The sequence below is a fragment of the Pseudomonas sp. RC10-4-2 genome, assembly GCF_050433085.1.
Classification (GTDB): domain Bacteria; phylum Pseudomonadota; class Gammaproteobacteria; order Pseudomonadales; family Pseudomonadaceae; genus Pseudomonas; species Pseudomonas aeruginosa.
Map to the genome: position 1 here is coordinate 589607 of NZ_JBNPXX010000002.1, position 14602 is coordinate 604208.

11 protein-coding genes are annotated in these 14602 nt (G+C 67.4%); all 11 read right to left on the bottom strand.

What is annotated here, in order from left to right; all coding sequences use genetic code 11:
• Positions 1-29: 29 nt before the first annotated feature.
• The gene (gene urtE, locus FHW81_RS10640) at positions 30-728 is read right to left on the bottom strand and encodes an urea ABC transporter ATP-binding subunit UrtE (protein ID WP_031690020.1); all 699 of its coding nucleotides are present in this window, start codon (positions 726-728) and stop codon (positions 30-32) included.
• Between the two features lie 136 nt (positions 729-864).
• Positions 865-1722, bottom strand: coding sequence for an urea ABC transporter ATP-binding protein UrtD (urtD, locus tag FHW81_RS10645; RefSeq protein WP_003105136.1), 858 nt, complete (start codon positions 1720-1722; stop codon positions 865-867).
• Positions 1719-2798 (bottom strand): urea ABC transporter permease subunit UrtC, encoded by a 1080-nt coding sequence (urtC, locus tag FHW81_RS10650; RefSeq protein ID WP_003112319.1) that lies wholly within the window; start codon positions 2796-2798, stop codon positions 1719-1721. The genes urtD and urtC overlap by 4 nt, the downstream gene beginning before the upstream one ends.
• Entirely contained in the window at positions 2795-4384 is a 1590-nt protein-coding gene (gene urtB / locus FHW81_RS10655; protein WP_003105141.1) for an urea ABC transporter permease subunit UrtB, read from the bottom strand. Before urtB ends, urtC begins: the two co-directional genes overlap by 4 nt.
• Before the next feature lie 146 nt (positions 4385-4530).
• Positions 4531-5796: an urea ABC transporter substrate-binding protein gene (urtA, locus tag FHW81_RS10660; protein WP_003105144.1), complete on the bottom strand. Its 1266-nt coding sequence runs from the start codon at positions 5794-5796 to the stop codon at positions 4531-4533.
• A 424-nt stretch (positions 5797-6220) separates the two neighbouring features.
• Complete coding sequence (locus FHW81_RS10665; RefSeq protein WP_003095417.1) at positions 6221-6814, bottom strand: MarC family protein; 594 nt, start codon at positions 6812-6814, stop codon at positions 6221-6223.
• A gap of 452 nt (positions 6815-7266) precedes the next feature.
• Positions 7267-10095: a hybrid sensor histidine kinase/response regulator RetS gene (gene retS / locus FHW81_RS10670; RefSeq protein WP_106120547.1), complete on the bottom strand. Its 2829-nt coding sequence runs from the start codon at positions 10093-10095 to the stop codon at positions 7267-7269.
• 103 nt (positions 10096-10198) lie between these two features.
• Positions 10199-11488: a phosphoribosylamine--glycine ligase gene (gene purD / locus FHW81_RS10675; RefSeq protein ID WP_003121117.1), complete on the bottom strand. Its 1290-nt coding sequence runs from the start codon at positions 11486-11488 to the stop codon at positions 10199-10201.
• Positions 11489-11591: 103 nt separating this feature from the next.
• Positions 11592-13199 carry a bifunctional phosphoribosylaminoimidazolecarboxamide formyltransferase/IMP cyclohydrolase gene (gene purH, locus FHW81_RS10680; protein WP_106120548.1) on the bottom strand — a complete coding sequence of 536 codons (1608 nt, stop codon included), beginning with the start codon at positions 13197-13199 and terminating at the stop codon, positions 11592-11594.
• A gap of 79 nt (positions 13200-13278) precedes the next feature.
• Complete coding sequence (gene fis, locus FHW81_RS10685) at positions 13279-13602, bottom strand: DNA-binding transcriptional regulator Fis (RefSeq protein WP_003121116.1); 324 nt, start codon at positions 13600-13602, stop codon at positions 13279-13281.
• Positions 13599-14597, bottom strand: a complete 999-nt coding sequence (gene dusB, locus FHW81_RS10690) for a tRNA dihydrouridine synthase DusB (RefSeq protein WP_106120549.1) — start codon at positions 14595-14597, stop codon at positions 13599-13601. The genes fis and dusB overlap by 4 nt, the downstream gene beginning before the upstream one ends.
• Positions 14598-14602 lie beyond the last annotated feature (5 nt).

Here is a 14602-nt window from a genome sequence, read left to right on the forward strand (position 1 = left end):
TGCGCCAGCGGCAGTGTGTCCCAGTCCGTTCAAATCGCCACCAGTCCGCGCACGCCCTCGCTCTCCATGTCGCGGCCGCGGCCCTGCTGGACGATCTCGCCGCGCGCCATCACCAGGTATTGGTCGGCCAGTTCGGCGGCGAAGTCGTAGAACTGCTCGACCAGCAGGATCGCCATGTCGCCGCGCGCCGCCAGGCTGCGGACGACCGTGCCGATCTCCTTGATCACCGAAGGCTGGATGCCTTCCGTGGGTTCGTCGAGGATCAGCAGTCGCGGCTGGCTGGCCAGGGCGCGGCCGATCGCCAGTTGCTGCTGCTGGCCGCCGGAGAGGTCGCCGCCGCGGCGCTGTTTCATTTCGTGCAGGACCGGGAACAGCTCGTAGATGAAGTCCGGCACCGCCCGGGCGTCCCTGGCGCTGAAACGGGACAGTCCCATCAGCAGGTTCTCTTCCACCGTCAGCCGGGGGAAGATTTCCCGTCCCTGCGGCACGTAGGCGATCCCGGCGCGGACCCGCTGGTGCGGCCTGAGTCCGGTGAGCGAACGGCCTTCCCAGGCGACCTGGCCCTCGCGGGCCGGGACCAGGCCCATCAGGCAGCGCAGCAGGGTGGTCTTGCCCACCCCGTTGCGACCGAGCAGGCAGGTCACCTCGCCCACCTTCGCCTCGAAGCTCAGGCCACGGAGGATATGGCTACCGCCGTAGTACTGGTGGAGCTTGTCGACTTGCAGCATGGTTCTCTTCCATTTGTCCCGTGATGGTTCTTCACTGCGATTCCCAACCTGGCTCGGCGGATAACCGCGAGCGGTCATTCGCCCTACGCGACGGGCGCCACTTGGCAGGCGCTACCCGCCGAGCGGATGGCTGGCGTCAGCGACCGAGGTAGACCTCGATCACCTGTTCGTCGGCCTGTACCTCCGCCAGCGAGCCTTCGGCCAGCACGTGGCCCTGGTGCAGCACGGTGACATGGTCGGCGATGCTGCCGACGAAACCCATGTCGTGCTCCACCACCATCAGCGAGTGCTTGCGCGCCAGGGACTTGAACAGCTCGGCGGTGAATTCGGTCTCGGCATCGGTCATGCCCGCCACCGGCTCGTCGAGCAGCAGCAACTGCGGTTCCTGCACCAGCAGCATGCCGATCTCGAGGAACTGCTTCTGGCCGTGGGACAGCAAACCCGCCGGACGCTGCCGCGACTCCAGCAGGCGGATGGTGGCGAGCACCTCCTCGATGCGTTCCCTCTGCGTGCCGTCGAGCCGCGCGCGCAGGCTGGCCCACACCGACTTGTCGGCCCTCTGCGCCAGTTCGAGGTTCTCGAACACGCTCAGGGCCTCGAACACCGTGGGCTTCTGGAACTTGCGGCCGATCCCGGCCTGGGCGATCTGCACCTCGCTCATGCGGGTCAGGTCGAGGGTGTCGCCGAAATACGCGGTACCGCTCTGCGGGCGGGTCTTGCCGGTGATCACGTCCATCAGGGTGGTCTTGCCGGCGCCGTTGGGGCCGATGATGCAGCGCAATTCGCCGACGCCGATGTACAGGGTCAGGTCGCGCAGGGCCTTGAAGCCGTCGAAGCTGACGTTGATGTCTTCCAGGCTGAGGATGGTGCCGTGGCGCGCGTCCAGCCGGCCGCTGGTGGCGGCGCCCAGGCCGATGGCGTCGCGGCCGCTGCCGGCGGTATCGAGGCCGGGGTGGAAGGCCGGTTCGAGCATCAGGTGCGGGGTGGTCCTCATTGCTCCTTCTCCTTGCGCAGCAGGCCGAGCAGGCCGCGCGGCAGGTACAGGGTGACGACGATGAACAGCGCGCCGAGGAAGAACAGCCAGTATTCCGGGAAGGCCACGGTGAACCAGCTCTTCGCGCCGTTCACCACGCCGGCGCCGAGCAGCGGGCCGAGCAGGGTGCCGCGTCCGCCGAGGGCGACCCAGACGGCGGCCTCGATGGAGTTGGTCGGCGACATCTCGCTGGGGTTGATGATCCCCACCTGCGGCACGAACAGCGCGCCGGCGAGGCCGCAGAGCACCGCGCTCAGGGTCCAGACGAAGAGCTTGTAGCCGCGCGGGTCGTAGCCGCAGAACATCAGGCGGTTCTCGGCGTCGCGCAGCGCGGTGAGGACCCGGCCGAACTTGCTTCGCGCCAGGCGCCAGCCGAGCAGCAGGCTGGCCGCGAGCAGCGCGACGGTGGCGAGGAACAGGGCGGCGCGGGTGCCCGGCGCGGTGATCGGGAAGCCGAGGATGCTGCGGAAGTCGGTGAAGCCGTTGTTGCCGCCGAAACCGGTCTCGTTGCGGAAGAACAGCAGCATGCCGGCGAAGGTCAGGGCCTGGGTCATGATCGAGAAGTACACGCCGCGGATCCGCGAGCGGAAGGCGAAGTAGCCGAAGGCGAAGGCCAGCGCGCCGGGCACCAGCACCACCAGGCACAGCGCCCAGAGGAAGTGCTGGGTGCCGGCCCAGTACCAGGGCAGTTCGTTCCAGGAAAGGAAGGTCATGAACGCCGGCAGGCTGTCGCCGGAGGCCTGGCGCATCAGGTACATGCCCATGGCGTAGCCGCCGAGGGCGAAGAACAGCCCGTGGCCGAGGGACAGCAGGCCGGCGTAGCCCCAGACCAGGTCGAGGGCGAGGGCGACGATGGCGTAGCAGAGGATCTTGCCGGTCAGGGTCAGGCTGTAGGCCGAGAGGTGCAGCGCGCTGTCCGCCGGCAGCAGGTGCAGCAGCGGCATGACCAGCAGCGTGGCGAAGGCTGCGCCGAGCGCGATAGCGGTGACGCGGCCGCCGGCCCGGCGGGCGAGGGTGACGGTGAGTGGCTGGTTCAATCGATGACCCTCCCTTTCAGGGCGAACAGTCCCTGCGGGCGTTTCTGGATGAACAGGACGATCAGCGCGAGGATCAGGATCTTGCCCAGCACCGCGCCGATCTGCGGTTCGAGGATCTTGTTCGCCACGCCGAGGCCGAAGGCGGCGAGGACGCTGCCGGCGAGCTGGCCGACGCCGCCGAGCACCACCACCAGGAAGGAGTCGATGATGTAGCCCTGGCCGAGGTCCGGGCCGACGTTGCCGACCTGCGACAGGGCTACCCCGCCGAGCCCGGCGATGCCCGAGCCGAGACCGAAGGCGAGCATGTCCACGCGCCCTGTGGGCACCCCGCAGCAGGCCGCCATGTTGCGGTTCTGGGTCACCGCGCGGACGTTCAGGCCGAGCCGCGTGCGGTTCAGCAGCAGCCAGGTGAGGAGCAGCACGAACAGGGCGAAGCCGATGATGACGATGCGGTTCCACGGCAGCACCAGGTTCGGCAGCACCTGGATGCCGCCGGACAGCCAGGCCGGGTTGGCTACCTCGACGTTCTGCGCGCCGAACAGCATCCGCACCAGTTGGATCAGCACCAGGCTGATGCCCCAGGTGGCGAGCAGGGTTTCCAGCGGCCGGCCGTAGAGATGGCGGATCACCGTGCGCTCCAGGGCCATGCCGATGGCGGCGCTGACGCAGAACGCCACCGGTAGCGCCAGCAACGGGTAGAGCGCCAGCCATTCCGGCGCCAGGCGCTGGAACAGCAGTTGCACCACGTAGGTGGAATAGGCGCCGAGCATGAGCATTTCGCCGTGGGCCATGTTGATCACCCCGAGCAGGCCGTAGGTGATCGCCAGGCCGAGCGCCGCGAGCAGCAGGATCGAGCCCAGCGACAGGCCACTGAAGGCCTGGCCGAGCAGGTCGCCGACCAGCAGTCGGCGCTTGACCTGGGCCAGGCTGGTGGCGGCGGCGATGCGCACGCCTTCCTCCGGTTCCACCGCCGGGTCGAGCAGGTTCTCCAGGCGGGTTCGCGCCAGCGGATCGCCGGACTCGCCGAGCAGGCGCACGGCGGAAAGGCGTAGCGCCGGGTCGGGATCGCCGAGTTGCAGGTTGGCCAGGGCCAGGCCGAGGGCTTCCTTCACGCCAGCGTCGCTCTCGATCCGCAGGCGCGCTTCGAGCAGCGGCCGTTGCGCGGCCTTGGCGGTTTTCTGCAACTGCTGCGCGGCGGCCTGCCGCAGCGGCACTTCGTTGGCCACCAACTGGTGGCTGGCCAGGGCGGTGTTGAGCAGGCCGCGCAGGCGATTGTTCAGGCGCAGCGGCTTCGGCTCGCCGTCCGGCAGGGCGTCGCCTTCGGCGGCCTGGAAACGCTGGTCGGCGCCGAGGATGAATGGCTGCTGGCGGCTGTCCAGCGCAATGCGGTTGTGGCGCAGCGCTTCGAGAAAGGCCAGGCGATCGGCGTCGGGCGTCGCCGCCCAGTGTTCGAGCAGGTGGGCGCGACCGCCGTTGTCGGCAGCGGCGAAGTCCTGCGCCGGTCCGGCGTAGGCCGTCACCGCGAGAAGGGCGGCCAGGACCAGGACACAGGCATGGAGCGGGCGGGTGAGGAGGGCAAGGGGCATGCTGGGGTTCCTGGGCGACGTGCGGTATGGCCGGTCCCCCGCCCTCTCCCTGAAGGACGAGGGGGCCGTTAGGCGCGCGACCGGGGCGTTCCCGTTCCGTTCATGGGAACGCCTGGTCAGGGGGGCAGGGTTCTTCACGGCAGAACTCAGTTGCTCTTCAGCGCATGCTCCGGCTTCTTCTCGTTGCCCGGGATGAACGGGCTCCAGGGTTGCGCGCGAAGCGGCTCGGGGGTCTTCCAGACCACTTCGAACTGGCCGTCGTCCTGGATCTCGCCGATCATCACCGGCTTGTGCAGGTGGTGGTTGCTCTTGTCCATGACCAGCGTGTAGCCGGATGGCGCCTTGAAGCTTTGCCCGGCCATCGCCTCGCGAACCTTGTCGACCTCGGTGCTGCCGGCCTTTTCCACGGCCTGCGCCCACATGTGGATGCCGACGTAGGTGGCTTCCATGGGGTCGTTGGTCACCGCGGTGCCGTAGTTCGGCAGGTTCTTCGCCTTGGCGTAGGCTTTCCAGTCGGCGACGAACTTCTCGTTGACCGGATTGCTCACCGACTCGAAGTAGTTCCATGCCGCGAGGTTGCCGACCAGCGGCTTGGTGTCGATGCCGCGCAGTTCTTCCTCGCCTACGGAGAAGGCCACCACCGGCACCTCGGTGGCTTCCAGGCCCTGGTTGGCCAGTTCCTTGTAGAAGGGCACGTTGGAGTCGCCATTGACGGTGGAGACCACCGCGGTCTTGCCGCCTGCGGCGAACTTCTTGATGTCGGCGACGATGGTCTGGTAGTCGCTGTGGCCGAACGGCGTGTAGACCTCCTGGATGTCCTTGTCGTCCACGCCCTTGCTGTGCAGGAAGGCGCGCAGGATCTTGTTGGTGGTGCGCGGGTAGACATAGTCGGTGCCGAGCAGGAAGAAGCGCCTGGCGCCGCCGCCGTCCTCGCTCATCAGGTACTCCACCGCCGGGATCGCCTGCTGGTTCGGCGCCGCGCCGGTATAGAAGACGTTCGGCGAGAGTTCCTCGCCCTCGTACTGGACCGGGTAGAACAGCAATCCGTTGAGTTCCTCGAACACCGGCAACACCGATTTGCGCGACACCGAGGTCCAGCAACCGAAGACCACCGCGACCTTGTCCTGGGTCAGCAACTGGCGGGCCTTTTCCGCGAACAGCGGCCAGTTCGACGCGGGATCGACCACCACCGCCTCCAGCTTCCTGCCGTTGACCCCGCCCTTGGCGTTGATCTCGTCGATGGTCATCAGGGCCATGTCCTTCAGCGAGGTCTCGGAGATCGCCATGGTCCCGGACAGCGAGTGGAGGATGCCGACCTTGATGGTTTCGGCGGCCTGGATGGACCAGGACAGGCCCATGGAAGCGATGGACGCGGACAGCGTGAAGGCCTTGAGCAGACTGCGACGTTTCATTGGTGTTGTTCTCCATTCACCAGCGGTCGGGGCGGCAGTTTTCAGGAGGCGTCGTGCTTGTCGTCGGGCATCCGTCCGGTGGACGGCGGGGTGCGCACTGCGGCCTGGATCTCTTCGTCGAGGCTCCAGAGCAAAGGCTGTGCCTCTTCTTGGCGCTGGCCGGTATCGGTCGGCGAAAAGGCGCCGCGAGTCGCCGGGGAAGCATGCCGAGCAGGTCTGGCTATGCCGGGGAAGGCTGCGTTTTCAACGGGTTTTCGCCGGATATCGACGGAGAAGGCGCCGTGGGCTCCGGAAGGGGAGGCGTCGCGCTGACCTCCCTCCTTGCCGCCGGCGGCGCGTCCATGGGTACGCCGTCGCTCCGTCCTGGCACCACCGCGGTGCGTCAGGGCGCGGCATCCAGGGCGTCCGCCTCAGGCTGGTGCGCTCAGCCTGGGAACAGCGAACCCTTCAGGCCGGTGACGATGATCTGCGCCGCCAGTGCGCAGACGAACAGGCCCATCAGGCGACTGACGATCTGTAGCCCCTGGTCGCCAAGCAGGCGTTCGATGCGGTCGGAAAGATAGAGCGTGGTGCCGAGGGTCAGGCAGGCGAGGAAGATCGCCACCAGGGAGATCAGCTTGGCCTCCCAGCCCTGGCCGACGCCCATCACCAGCAGCGCGCCGATGGTGCCGGGGCCGACGGTGAGAGGAATGGTCAGCGGGACGATGGTCACGTCCTGCTGCACGTTGTCGCTCTGCACCGCCGCGCGGCCCTGGGCCATGCCCAGCGCGGAGATGAACAGCACGCTGCCGGCGCCGATGCGGAAGGCGTCGGCGGTGATACCGAAGAGGATGAAGATGTAGCGGCCGAACAGGTACAGCGCGACGCTGGCGATCAGCGCCGCCAGGGCCACCCGCCAGGCCATGCGCTTGCGGTCGCGCGGGCCGAAGCCGCGGCTGAGGCTGATGAAGCAGGACAGCACGAAGAAGGGGCTATAGAGCACCAGCATCTTCAGGTAGACGCTGAACAGCAAATGCATGGAGGCGCTTCCGGTCCGGGTGTGGGCATGAGCATAGCGTGCGACGGGCCGGTGCGATGTCCGGCGGGTTGGCAATATGCCGGTTCGCGTGGCATGTGACAACGAGGCCGGATGTCGGCGGATAACGCCGTTGGCGTCATGCGCCCTACGGGAGCCGGGACCGCCGGGGCGTAGGGCGAATAACCGCGTGCGGTTATCCGCCGTGGCGGAAGTGGCGGTATCGGCGGATAACGCCGTTGGCGTCATGCGCCCTACAGGGGCGGGACCACCGGGGCGTAGGGCGAATAACCGCGTGCGGTTATCCGCCGTGGCGGAAGTGGCGGTATCGGCGGATAACCGTTGGCGTCATGCGCCCTACGGGAGTCGGGACCACCGGGGCGTAGGGCGAATAACCGCGTGCGGTTATCCGCCGTGGCGGAGGCCGGGTGCAGCGCCGGAGCACGTCGCTGCCCTCAGGAGGGCAGGGCGTCGCCCTGGCGGCGGCGATCGCGTTCGCCGACCCAGTAGGCGATCAGCTCACGCAATTGCGACAGCTCCACCGGCTTGGCCATGTGCCCGTCCATGCCGACCAGCCGCGCGCGTTCCTTGTGTTCGCTGAGGATGTGCGCGGTGAGCGCCACCACCGGGGTATGCGGGCGCTGTTCGTGGGCTTCCCAGGCGCGGAGCTGCTCGGTGGCGGAGAAGCCGTCCAGAACCGGCATCTCGCAGTCCATCAGCACCAGGTCGTACTGGGTCGCCTTCATCGCGCTGAGCGCCTCCTGGCCGTTGCTGGCGGTGTCCGGCTGGAGGTTGAGCTTGTTCAACATGCCGCGGATGACCTTGGTGGAGATGCTGTTGTCCTCGGCGACGAGGATCCGGAAGTCGCTCGGCAGGCTCGGCGCCTGCGCTTCCTTGGCCGGTTGCAGGTAGTTGGTGACGCCGCTGACGCCGCGCTGGGCGAGTTCGTCGGCGAGGGTCGCCTTCAGCGTGTAGCCGGCCACCGGCTTGGCCAGGATGCGCTTGATCCCGGCGTTGCGGGCGATGATCTTGCTCGGCGCGTTGCTGATCCCGGTGAGCATGATCAGCAGGATGTCGTGGTTGAGGTTGGGGTCTTCCTTGATCTTCGCCGCCAGTTGCATGCCGGTCATGCCGGGCATGTCCTGGTCGAGCAGGACCACGTCGAAGTACTCGCGCAGGTGCGCCTTGGTGCGCAACTGGGCCAGCGCCTCCTTGCCGGACGACACCGCGCTGACGTTCAGGCCCCAGCTGCTGCACTGCTGCACCAGCACCTTGCGGCAGGTTTCGTTGTCGTCCACCACCAGCAGCCGGGCGCCCTGCAGCGGGCCGTCGAGGTCGGCGGTGGGGTTCTCCAGCTGCTGCGGGTCGAGCGGCAGGGTCAGCGACAGGGTGGTGCCCTGGCTGCTGCCGGACTGGATGCCGAACTCCCCGCCCATCAGCCGCACCAGTTGGCGGGCGATGATCAGGCCGAGGTGGCTGCCGAGCTTGCTGGCGGAAAGGAAGTCGCCGCTGTGCAGCTCGGCGGTGAGCAGCGCCTCGCGCTCCTTGGCGTCGAACGGGTGGCCGCTGTCCTGCACGGCGATGCGCAGGCGTGGCGTCTCGCCCTGGTCGTCGAGGGCCACCACCAGCAGGATCTCGCCTTCCTCGGTCTGCTTGAACGCGTTGTCCAGCAGGCTCAGGACCACCTGGCGCAGGCGCGTCGGATCGCCGCCGATGACCCGCGGCACCTGCGGCTGGGTGAAGCTGATCAGCTCGATGCGCTGCTGCTCGGCCTTGACCCGGAAGATATCCAGGCAGTCCTCGATCAGCGCGTTGAGGTCGAACTGCACTTCGTCCAGCTCGATCTGCCCGGACTCCAGCTTGGAGATGTCGAGTATCTCGTTGATCAGCGTGAGCAGCTCGTTGCCGGCGCTGTGGATGGTCTGCACGTAGTCGCGCTGCTTCGCCGACAACGGGGTGCCGAGGAGCAGTTCGGTCATGCCCAGCACGCCGTTCATGGGCGTGCGGATCTCGTGGCTGATCTTGGCCAGGAACTCGGCCTTGGTCTGCAATTCCGCGGTGTGCGCCGCCTCGCTGGTGCGCTGTTGCAGGTTGAGCTGCTGGATCAGCCGCTGGCGTTCGGTGAGCGAGACGCTCAGGACCAGCCCGGCGAGGGTGGCGAAGCTGAACACCCCGAGCACCAGCCAGCCCGGATCGAGTTGCTTGGTGCCGAACAGTACCGGCAGGAACACCATGAAGCCGGCGTTGAACACGATCATCCCGGCAACGATCAGGCGCGCCGGCTGGTAGCCGCGATACCAGTGCCAGGCCGCGATCAGCGGGACGCTGAGCGAACTGAGGATCACCAGCAGGTAGATCAGCCAGCTGAACCAGAGTTGCTGGGTGAAGGCGATGATCGCGCCGACCGCCAGGATCAACAGCGCCTCGCCTTGCAGGAGGCGGTTCAGGCGGCTTTCCGCAGTGCCGCGGAAGAAGCTGCAGGCGAACCACAGCAGGCTCACCGCGGCGCCGAGGGCGCCGAGGTCGGCGGTCAGCGACTGGTTGAACTTGAGTCCCGGCAGCCAGAACGCCACCAGCCCCAGGTTCGCCGCGGCGCAGACCGCCAGCGCCGCGTGCACCGCCGCCAGCCACAGGCTGCTGGCGCTGCGCGAGTAGGCGAAGCGGATCAGGTTGTACATCAGCAGCAGGAGCATGCCGCCGAGCAGCATGCCGAAGGCGTAGGCGGGCTTCTCCAGGCCGACCAGGCCGGCTTCGTCGATCTGGTCGAACCAGGCCATCAGCGGATGGTTGGAGGTCATCCGCACGTACAGGGTCATCGGCTTGCCGTCGACCGGCAGCGAGAACAGGTAGGAGCGCGAGGGCAGCGGGCGCTCCTGGAACGGTCGCGACTCGCCGGTGTGCTGGTCCCGCACCAGTTGGCCGTCCTGCACCAGGTAGTAGTCCAGGTACTGCACCCGCGGGGCGAAGATCCACAGCCAGCTCGGCACCTTCTGCGCGGGAAGCTGGACCTGCAGCCAGACCGCCTGGGGGCTGGCGGGGAAGATGAAGGAGCGCTTGGCCAGCGGGCGGAACTGCTCCTTGCGCTGGAGGACGTCGGCGATCCGCAGTTGCGCGCTCTCGTCGCGCAGCAGGCGCCAGTTCTGGTTGACGCTGGGGGTGGTGGCGGTGGTTTGCAGGGGAACGCTGGAAACGCCGGCGTCGTCCGCGACCGCCGGCGACATCGGACCGAGCAGAAGCAGCAGGAAGCTGACGAGTAGTCCTATGGCGATCCGAAGCCGTACCACGGCGAAGTCCCTTCGAAGGTGAATGGCCGGATTATAGCCAAGTGGCCGTGGCAACGGCATAGGCCGCGGAAGCGCCGTGCAGCGCCCGCGGCCTCGGGCCCGGTCAGGACTCGCCGCGCTCGCGGGCGATGGCACGGTAGCCGATGTCCTTGCGGTAGAAGCAGCCGTTCCAGCGGATCTTCTCGGCCAGGCGATAGGCCTGTTGCTGGGCGGCGGACACGCTCTCGCCGATGGCGGTGGCGCAGAGCACGCGGCCTCCGGAGGTGACCACCTGGCCATCCTTCAGCGCGGTGCCGGCGTGGAACACCTTGCCGTCCAGCGCGGCGGCCTCGGCCAGGCCTTCGATGACCTCGCCCTTGGCGTAGTCGCCCGGATAGCCGCCGGCGGCCAGTACCACGCCCACGGTCGGACGCGGGTCCCAGGTCGCCTCGACCTTGTCCAGCGCCTTGGCCAGGGCGGCCTCGACCAGCAGGACCAGGGAGGACTCCAGGCGGACCATGATCGGCTGGGTTTCCGGATCGCCGAAGCGGCAGTTGAATTCGATGACCTTGGGCGCGCCGCTCTTGTCGATCATCAGGCCGGCATAGAGGAAGCCGGTATAGACGTTGCCTTCCTCGGCCATGCCGCGCACGGTCGGGTAGATCACTTCGTCCAGCACCCGCTGGTGGACCTCGGCGGTGACCACCGGGGCCGGCGAGTAGGCGCCCATGCCGCCGGTGTTCGGCCCGCTGTCGCCATCGCCGACGCGCTTGTGGTCCTGGCTGGTGGCCATCGGCAGCACGTTCTGGCCGTCGACCATGACGATGAAGCTGGCCTCCTCGCCATCGAGGAACTCCTCGATCACCACGCGCGAGCCGGCGTCGCCGAAGGCATTGCCGGCGAGCATGTCGCGCACGGCGGCTTCGGCTTCGTCCAGGTTCATGGCGACGATCACGCCCTTGCCCGCGGCCAGGCCATCGGCCTTGATGACGATGGGCGCGCCCTGCTCGCGCAGGTAGGCCAGGGCCGGCTCGACCTCGGTGAAGTTGCGATAGGCGGCGGTGGGGATCCGGTGGCGGGCGAGGAAGTCCTTGGTGAAGGCCTTCGAGCCTTCCAGCTGGGCGGCGCCGGCGGTCGGGCCGAAGATATCCAGGCCGCGCTCGCGGAACAGGTCGACCACGCCTGCCACCAGCGGCGCCTCGGGACCGACGATGGTCAACTGGACGTTCTTCGCGGCGAAGTCGGCCAGTTGCTCCAGGGCCAGCACGTCGATGGCGACGTTCTCGCACTTGGCTTCGGTGGCGGTGCCGGCGTTGCCCGGGGCGACGAAGACCTTCGCCACGCGCGGGTCCTGGGCGACTTTCCAGGCCAGGGCATGTTCACGACCGCCGCTGCCGATGATGAGTACGTTCATGGGGTTCTCCTGGCGCAACGGCGGGTAACGCGCCGCGTTATCCGCCCTGCGTGAAATTCGTGGGTAGGGCGGCTGACCGCATCGCGCTCAGCCGCCGTGATACTCAATGGCGGAAATGGCGCATGCCAGTGAACACCATCGCGATACCCGCCTCGTCGGCCGCCGCGATCACTTCGCTGTCGCGCATCGAGCCGCCCGGCTGGATCACCGCGGTGATGCCGGCCTTGGCCGCGTTGTCGATGCCGTCGCGGAACGGGAAGAAGGCGTCGGAAGCCATCACCGCGCCTTTCACTTCCAGGCCAGCGTGCTCGGCCTTGATCGCGGCGATCCGTGCGGAGTTGACCCGGCTCATCTGGCCGGCGCCGACGCCGACGGTCTGGCGGTTCCTGGCGTAGACGATGGCGTTGGACTTGACGAACTTGGCCACCTTCCAGGCGAAGATCAGGTCGTGGATCTCCTGCTCGGTGGGCGCGCGGCGAGTGACGATCTTCAGGTCCTCGGCCTTGATCATGCCGATGTCGCGGCTCTGTACCAGCAGGCCGCCGTTGACCCGCTTGAAGTCCCAGCCCGGGGCGCGCTCGGCTGGCCATTCGCCGCATTCGAGCAGGCGCACGTTGGCCTTGGCGGCGACCACCTCGCGGGCGGCGGCGGAAATCTTCGGCGCGATGATCACCTCGACGAACTGGCGCTCGACGATGGCCTTGGCGGTTTCGCCGTCCAGCTCGCGGTTGAAGGCGATGATGCCGCCGAACGCCGATTCGCTATCGGTGGCGTAGGCCAGGTCGTAGGCCTTGCGGATGCCGCCTTCGTCTTCCGGCACCACGGCGACGCCGCAGGGGTTGGCATGCTTGACGATCACGCAGGCCGGCTTGAGGAAGCTCTTCACGCATTCCAGGGCGGCGTCGGTGTCGGCGACGTTGTTGAACGACAGTTCCTTGCCCTGCAACTGGATGGCGGTGGAGACGCTGGCCTCGCCCTTCTTCGCCTCGACGTAGAACGCCGCGCTCTGGTGCGGGTTCTCGCCGTAGCGCATTTCCTGGGCCTTGACGAACTGACTGTTGAAGGTGCGCGGGAAGGCGCCGCGGTCGGCGGTGCCTAGGGTATCGCGGGTCTGGTCGATGGTACCCAGGTAGTTGGCGATCATGCCGTCGTAGGCGGAGGTGTGCTCGAACGCCTTGAGGGCCAGGTCGAAACGCTGGGCGTAGGTCAGGCCGCCGGCCTTGAGGGATTCGATCACGGCGGCGTAGTCGCCGGCATTGACCACGATGGCGACATCCTTGTGGTTCTTCGCCGCCGAACGGACCATGGTCGGCCCGCCGATATCGATGTTCTCGATGGCGGTAGGCAGGTCGCAGTCGGGCCTGGCCACCGTGGCCTCGAAGGGATACAGGTTGACCGCCACCAGGTCGATCGGCTTGATGCCGTGCTGCTCCATGACCGCGCCGTCCAGGTCGCGGCGACCGAGGATACCGCCATGCACCTTCGGGTGCAGGGTCTTCACCCGACCGTCCATCATTTCCGGGAAGCCGGTGTAGTCGGCCACTTCCACGGCAGAGATGCCGTTGTCCCGGAGCAGCTTGTAGGTGCCGCCGGTGGAAAGGATTTCCACGCCGAGGGCGACCAGCTCACGGGCGAAGTCGACGACGCCGGTCTTGTCGGAAACGCTGATCAGCGCGCGGCGGATGGGCAGGCGGGTGGTTTGGTCGGTCATTGCAAGGGTCCTGAGGGCTGGCTTCCGGCCGCGGGTGCCGGCCGGGACGCGCGCCCTTGGCCGGAGCCCGCCGCCGCTCTTAAAGAAGGTCGTATTGCTTGAGTTTCTTGCGCAGGGTCCCGCGGTTCAGGCCGAGCAGCTCGGAGGCCTTGGTCTGGTTCCCCTTGACGTGGTTCATGACGGTTTCCAGCAGCGGCGCTTCGACTTCGCAGAGCACCATGTTGTAAACGTCCGTGACCGGCTGCCCTTCGAGGTGGGCGAAGTAGTTGTGCAATGCCTTCTCCACGCTGTCGCGCAGGGTCTGCCCTTCTTGCGTCGGCGTGGTGAGGTGCTGTTTCAGGTTGGCGTTGTCGCTCACGGGCGTTGTTCCACTCACTAAAGTCTCGGTCGTCATCGTTGTCATGCGGCCACCCCTGTTCCGTTGTTCTGGCGCTCGGCGAAGAACTGCCTGACGCTGGCGCACTGCGCATCCGTGTCCTGCAAACGATTGAACTGGGCGCGGAATTCCCTTGCGCCCGGCAGAGTCGCGAGATACCACCCCACATGCTTGCGGGCGATCCGCACACCCATTTCTTCCCCATAAAAAAGGTGCAGCTCCGCGAGGTGTTCGAGCAGGATGCTCTGCACTTCGGGAAGCGGCGCCGCCGGCAGGTGCTCGCCGGTCCGCAGGTAATGGTCGATCTCGCGGAAAATCCACGGTCTTCCCTGGGCGGCCCGACCGATCAGCAGGGCATCCACCCCGGTCTGCTCGATGACTTTCCTGGCCTTCTCCGGCGAATCGATGTCGCCATTGGCGAACACCGGTATCGACACGGCCTGCTTGATCGCCGCGATGGTCTCGTACTCCGCCTCCCCGGTGTACAGGTCGGCGCGGGTCCGGCCATGCACCGCAAGAGCCTGGATCCCCGCCTGTTCGGCGAGCTTCGCGACGGTGACGCCGTTACGGTTGTCCCGGTCCCAGCCGGTCCGGATCTTCAGGGTGACCGGTACGTCGACCGCCCTGACCACGGCAACGAGGATCTCGGCGACCAGCGCCTCGTCCCGCAGCAGGGCGGACCCCGCTGCCTTGTTGCATACCTTCTTCGCCGGGCAGCCCATGTTGATGTCGATGATCTGCGCACCGAGTTCCACATTGCGCTGCGCGGCCTCGGCCAGCATGGCCGGATCGCCGCCGGCGATCTGCACCGAGCGCGGCTCGTCCTCGCCATCGTGGATCAGGCGCAGGCGCGACTTGCGGCTGTTCCACAGGCGGACGTCGCTGGTCACCATCTCCGATACCACCATCCCGGCGCCAAGGCGACGGCAAAGCTGACGGAACGGACGATCGGTCACCCCGGCCATCGGCGCGAGGATCAGTTTGTTGGGCAGTGTATATGGGCCGATGCGTACCACCGACATGGGGC

Coding starts and splice junctions, on each gene's coding strand:
- urtE (WP_031690020.1), bottom strand. CDS start 728: ATGCTGCAAGTCGACAAGCTCCACCAGTACTACGGCGGTAGCCATATC.
- urtD (WP_003105136.1), bottom strand. CDS start 1,722: ATGAGGACCACCCCGCACCTGATGCTCGAACCGGCCTTCCACCCCGGC.
- urtB (WP_003105141.1), bottom strand. CDS start 4,384: ATGCCCCTTGCCCTCCTCACCCGCCCGCTCCATGCCTGTGTCCTGGTC.
- urtA (WP_003105144.1), bottom strand. CDS start 5,796: ATGAAACGTCGCAGTCTGCTCAAGGCCTTCACGCTGTCCGCGTCCATC.
- FHW81_RS10665 (WP_003095417.1), bottom strand. CDS start 6,814: ATGCATTTGCTGTTCAGCGTCTACCTGAAGATGCTGGTGCTCTATAGC.
- purD (WP_003121117.1), bottom strand. CDS start 11,488: ATGAACGTACTCATCATCGGCAGCGGCGGTCGTGAACATGCCCTGGCC.
- purH (WP_106120548.1), bottom strand. CDS start 13,199: ATGACCGACCAAACCACCCGCCTGCCCATCCGCCGCGCGCTGATCAGC.
- fis (WP_003121116.1), bottom strand. CDS start 13,602: ATGACAACGATGACGACCGAGACTTTAGTGAGTGGAACAACGCCCGTG.
- dusB (WP_106120549.1), bottom strand. CDS start 14,597: ATGTCGGTGGTACGCATCGGCCCATATACACTGCCCAACAAACTGATC.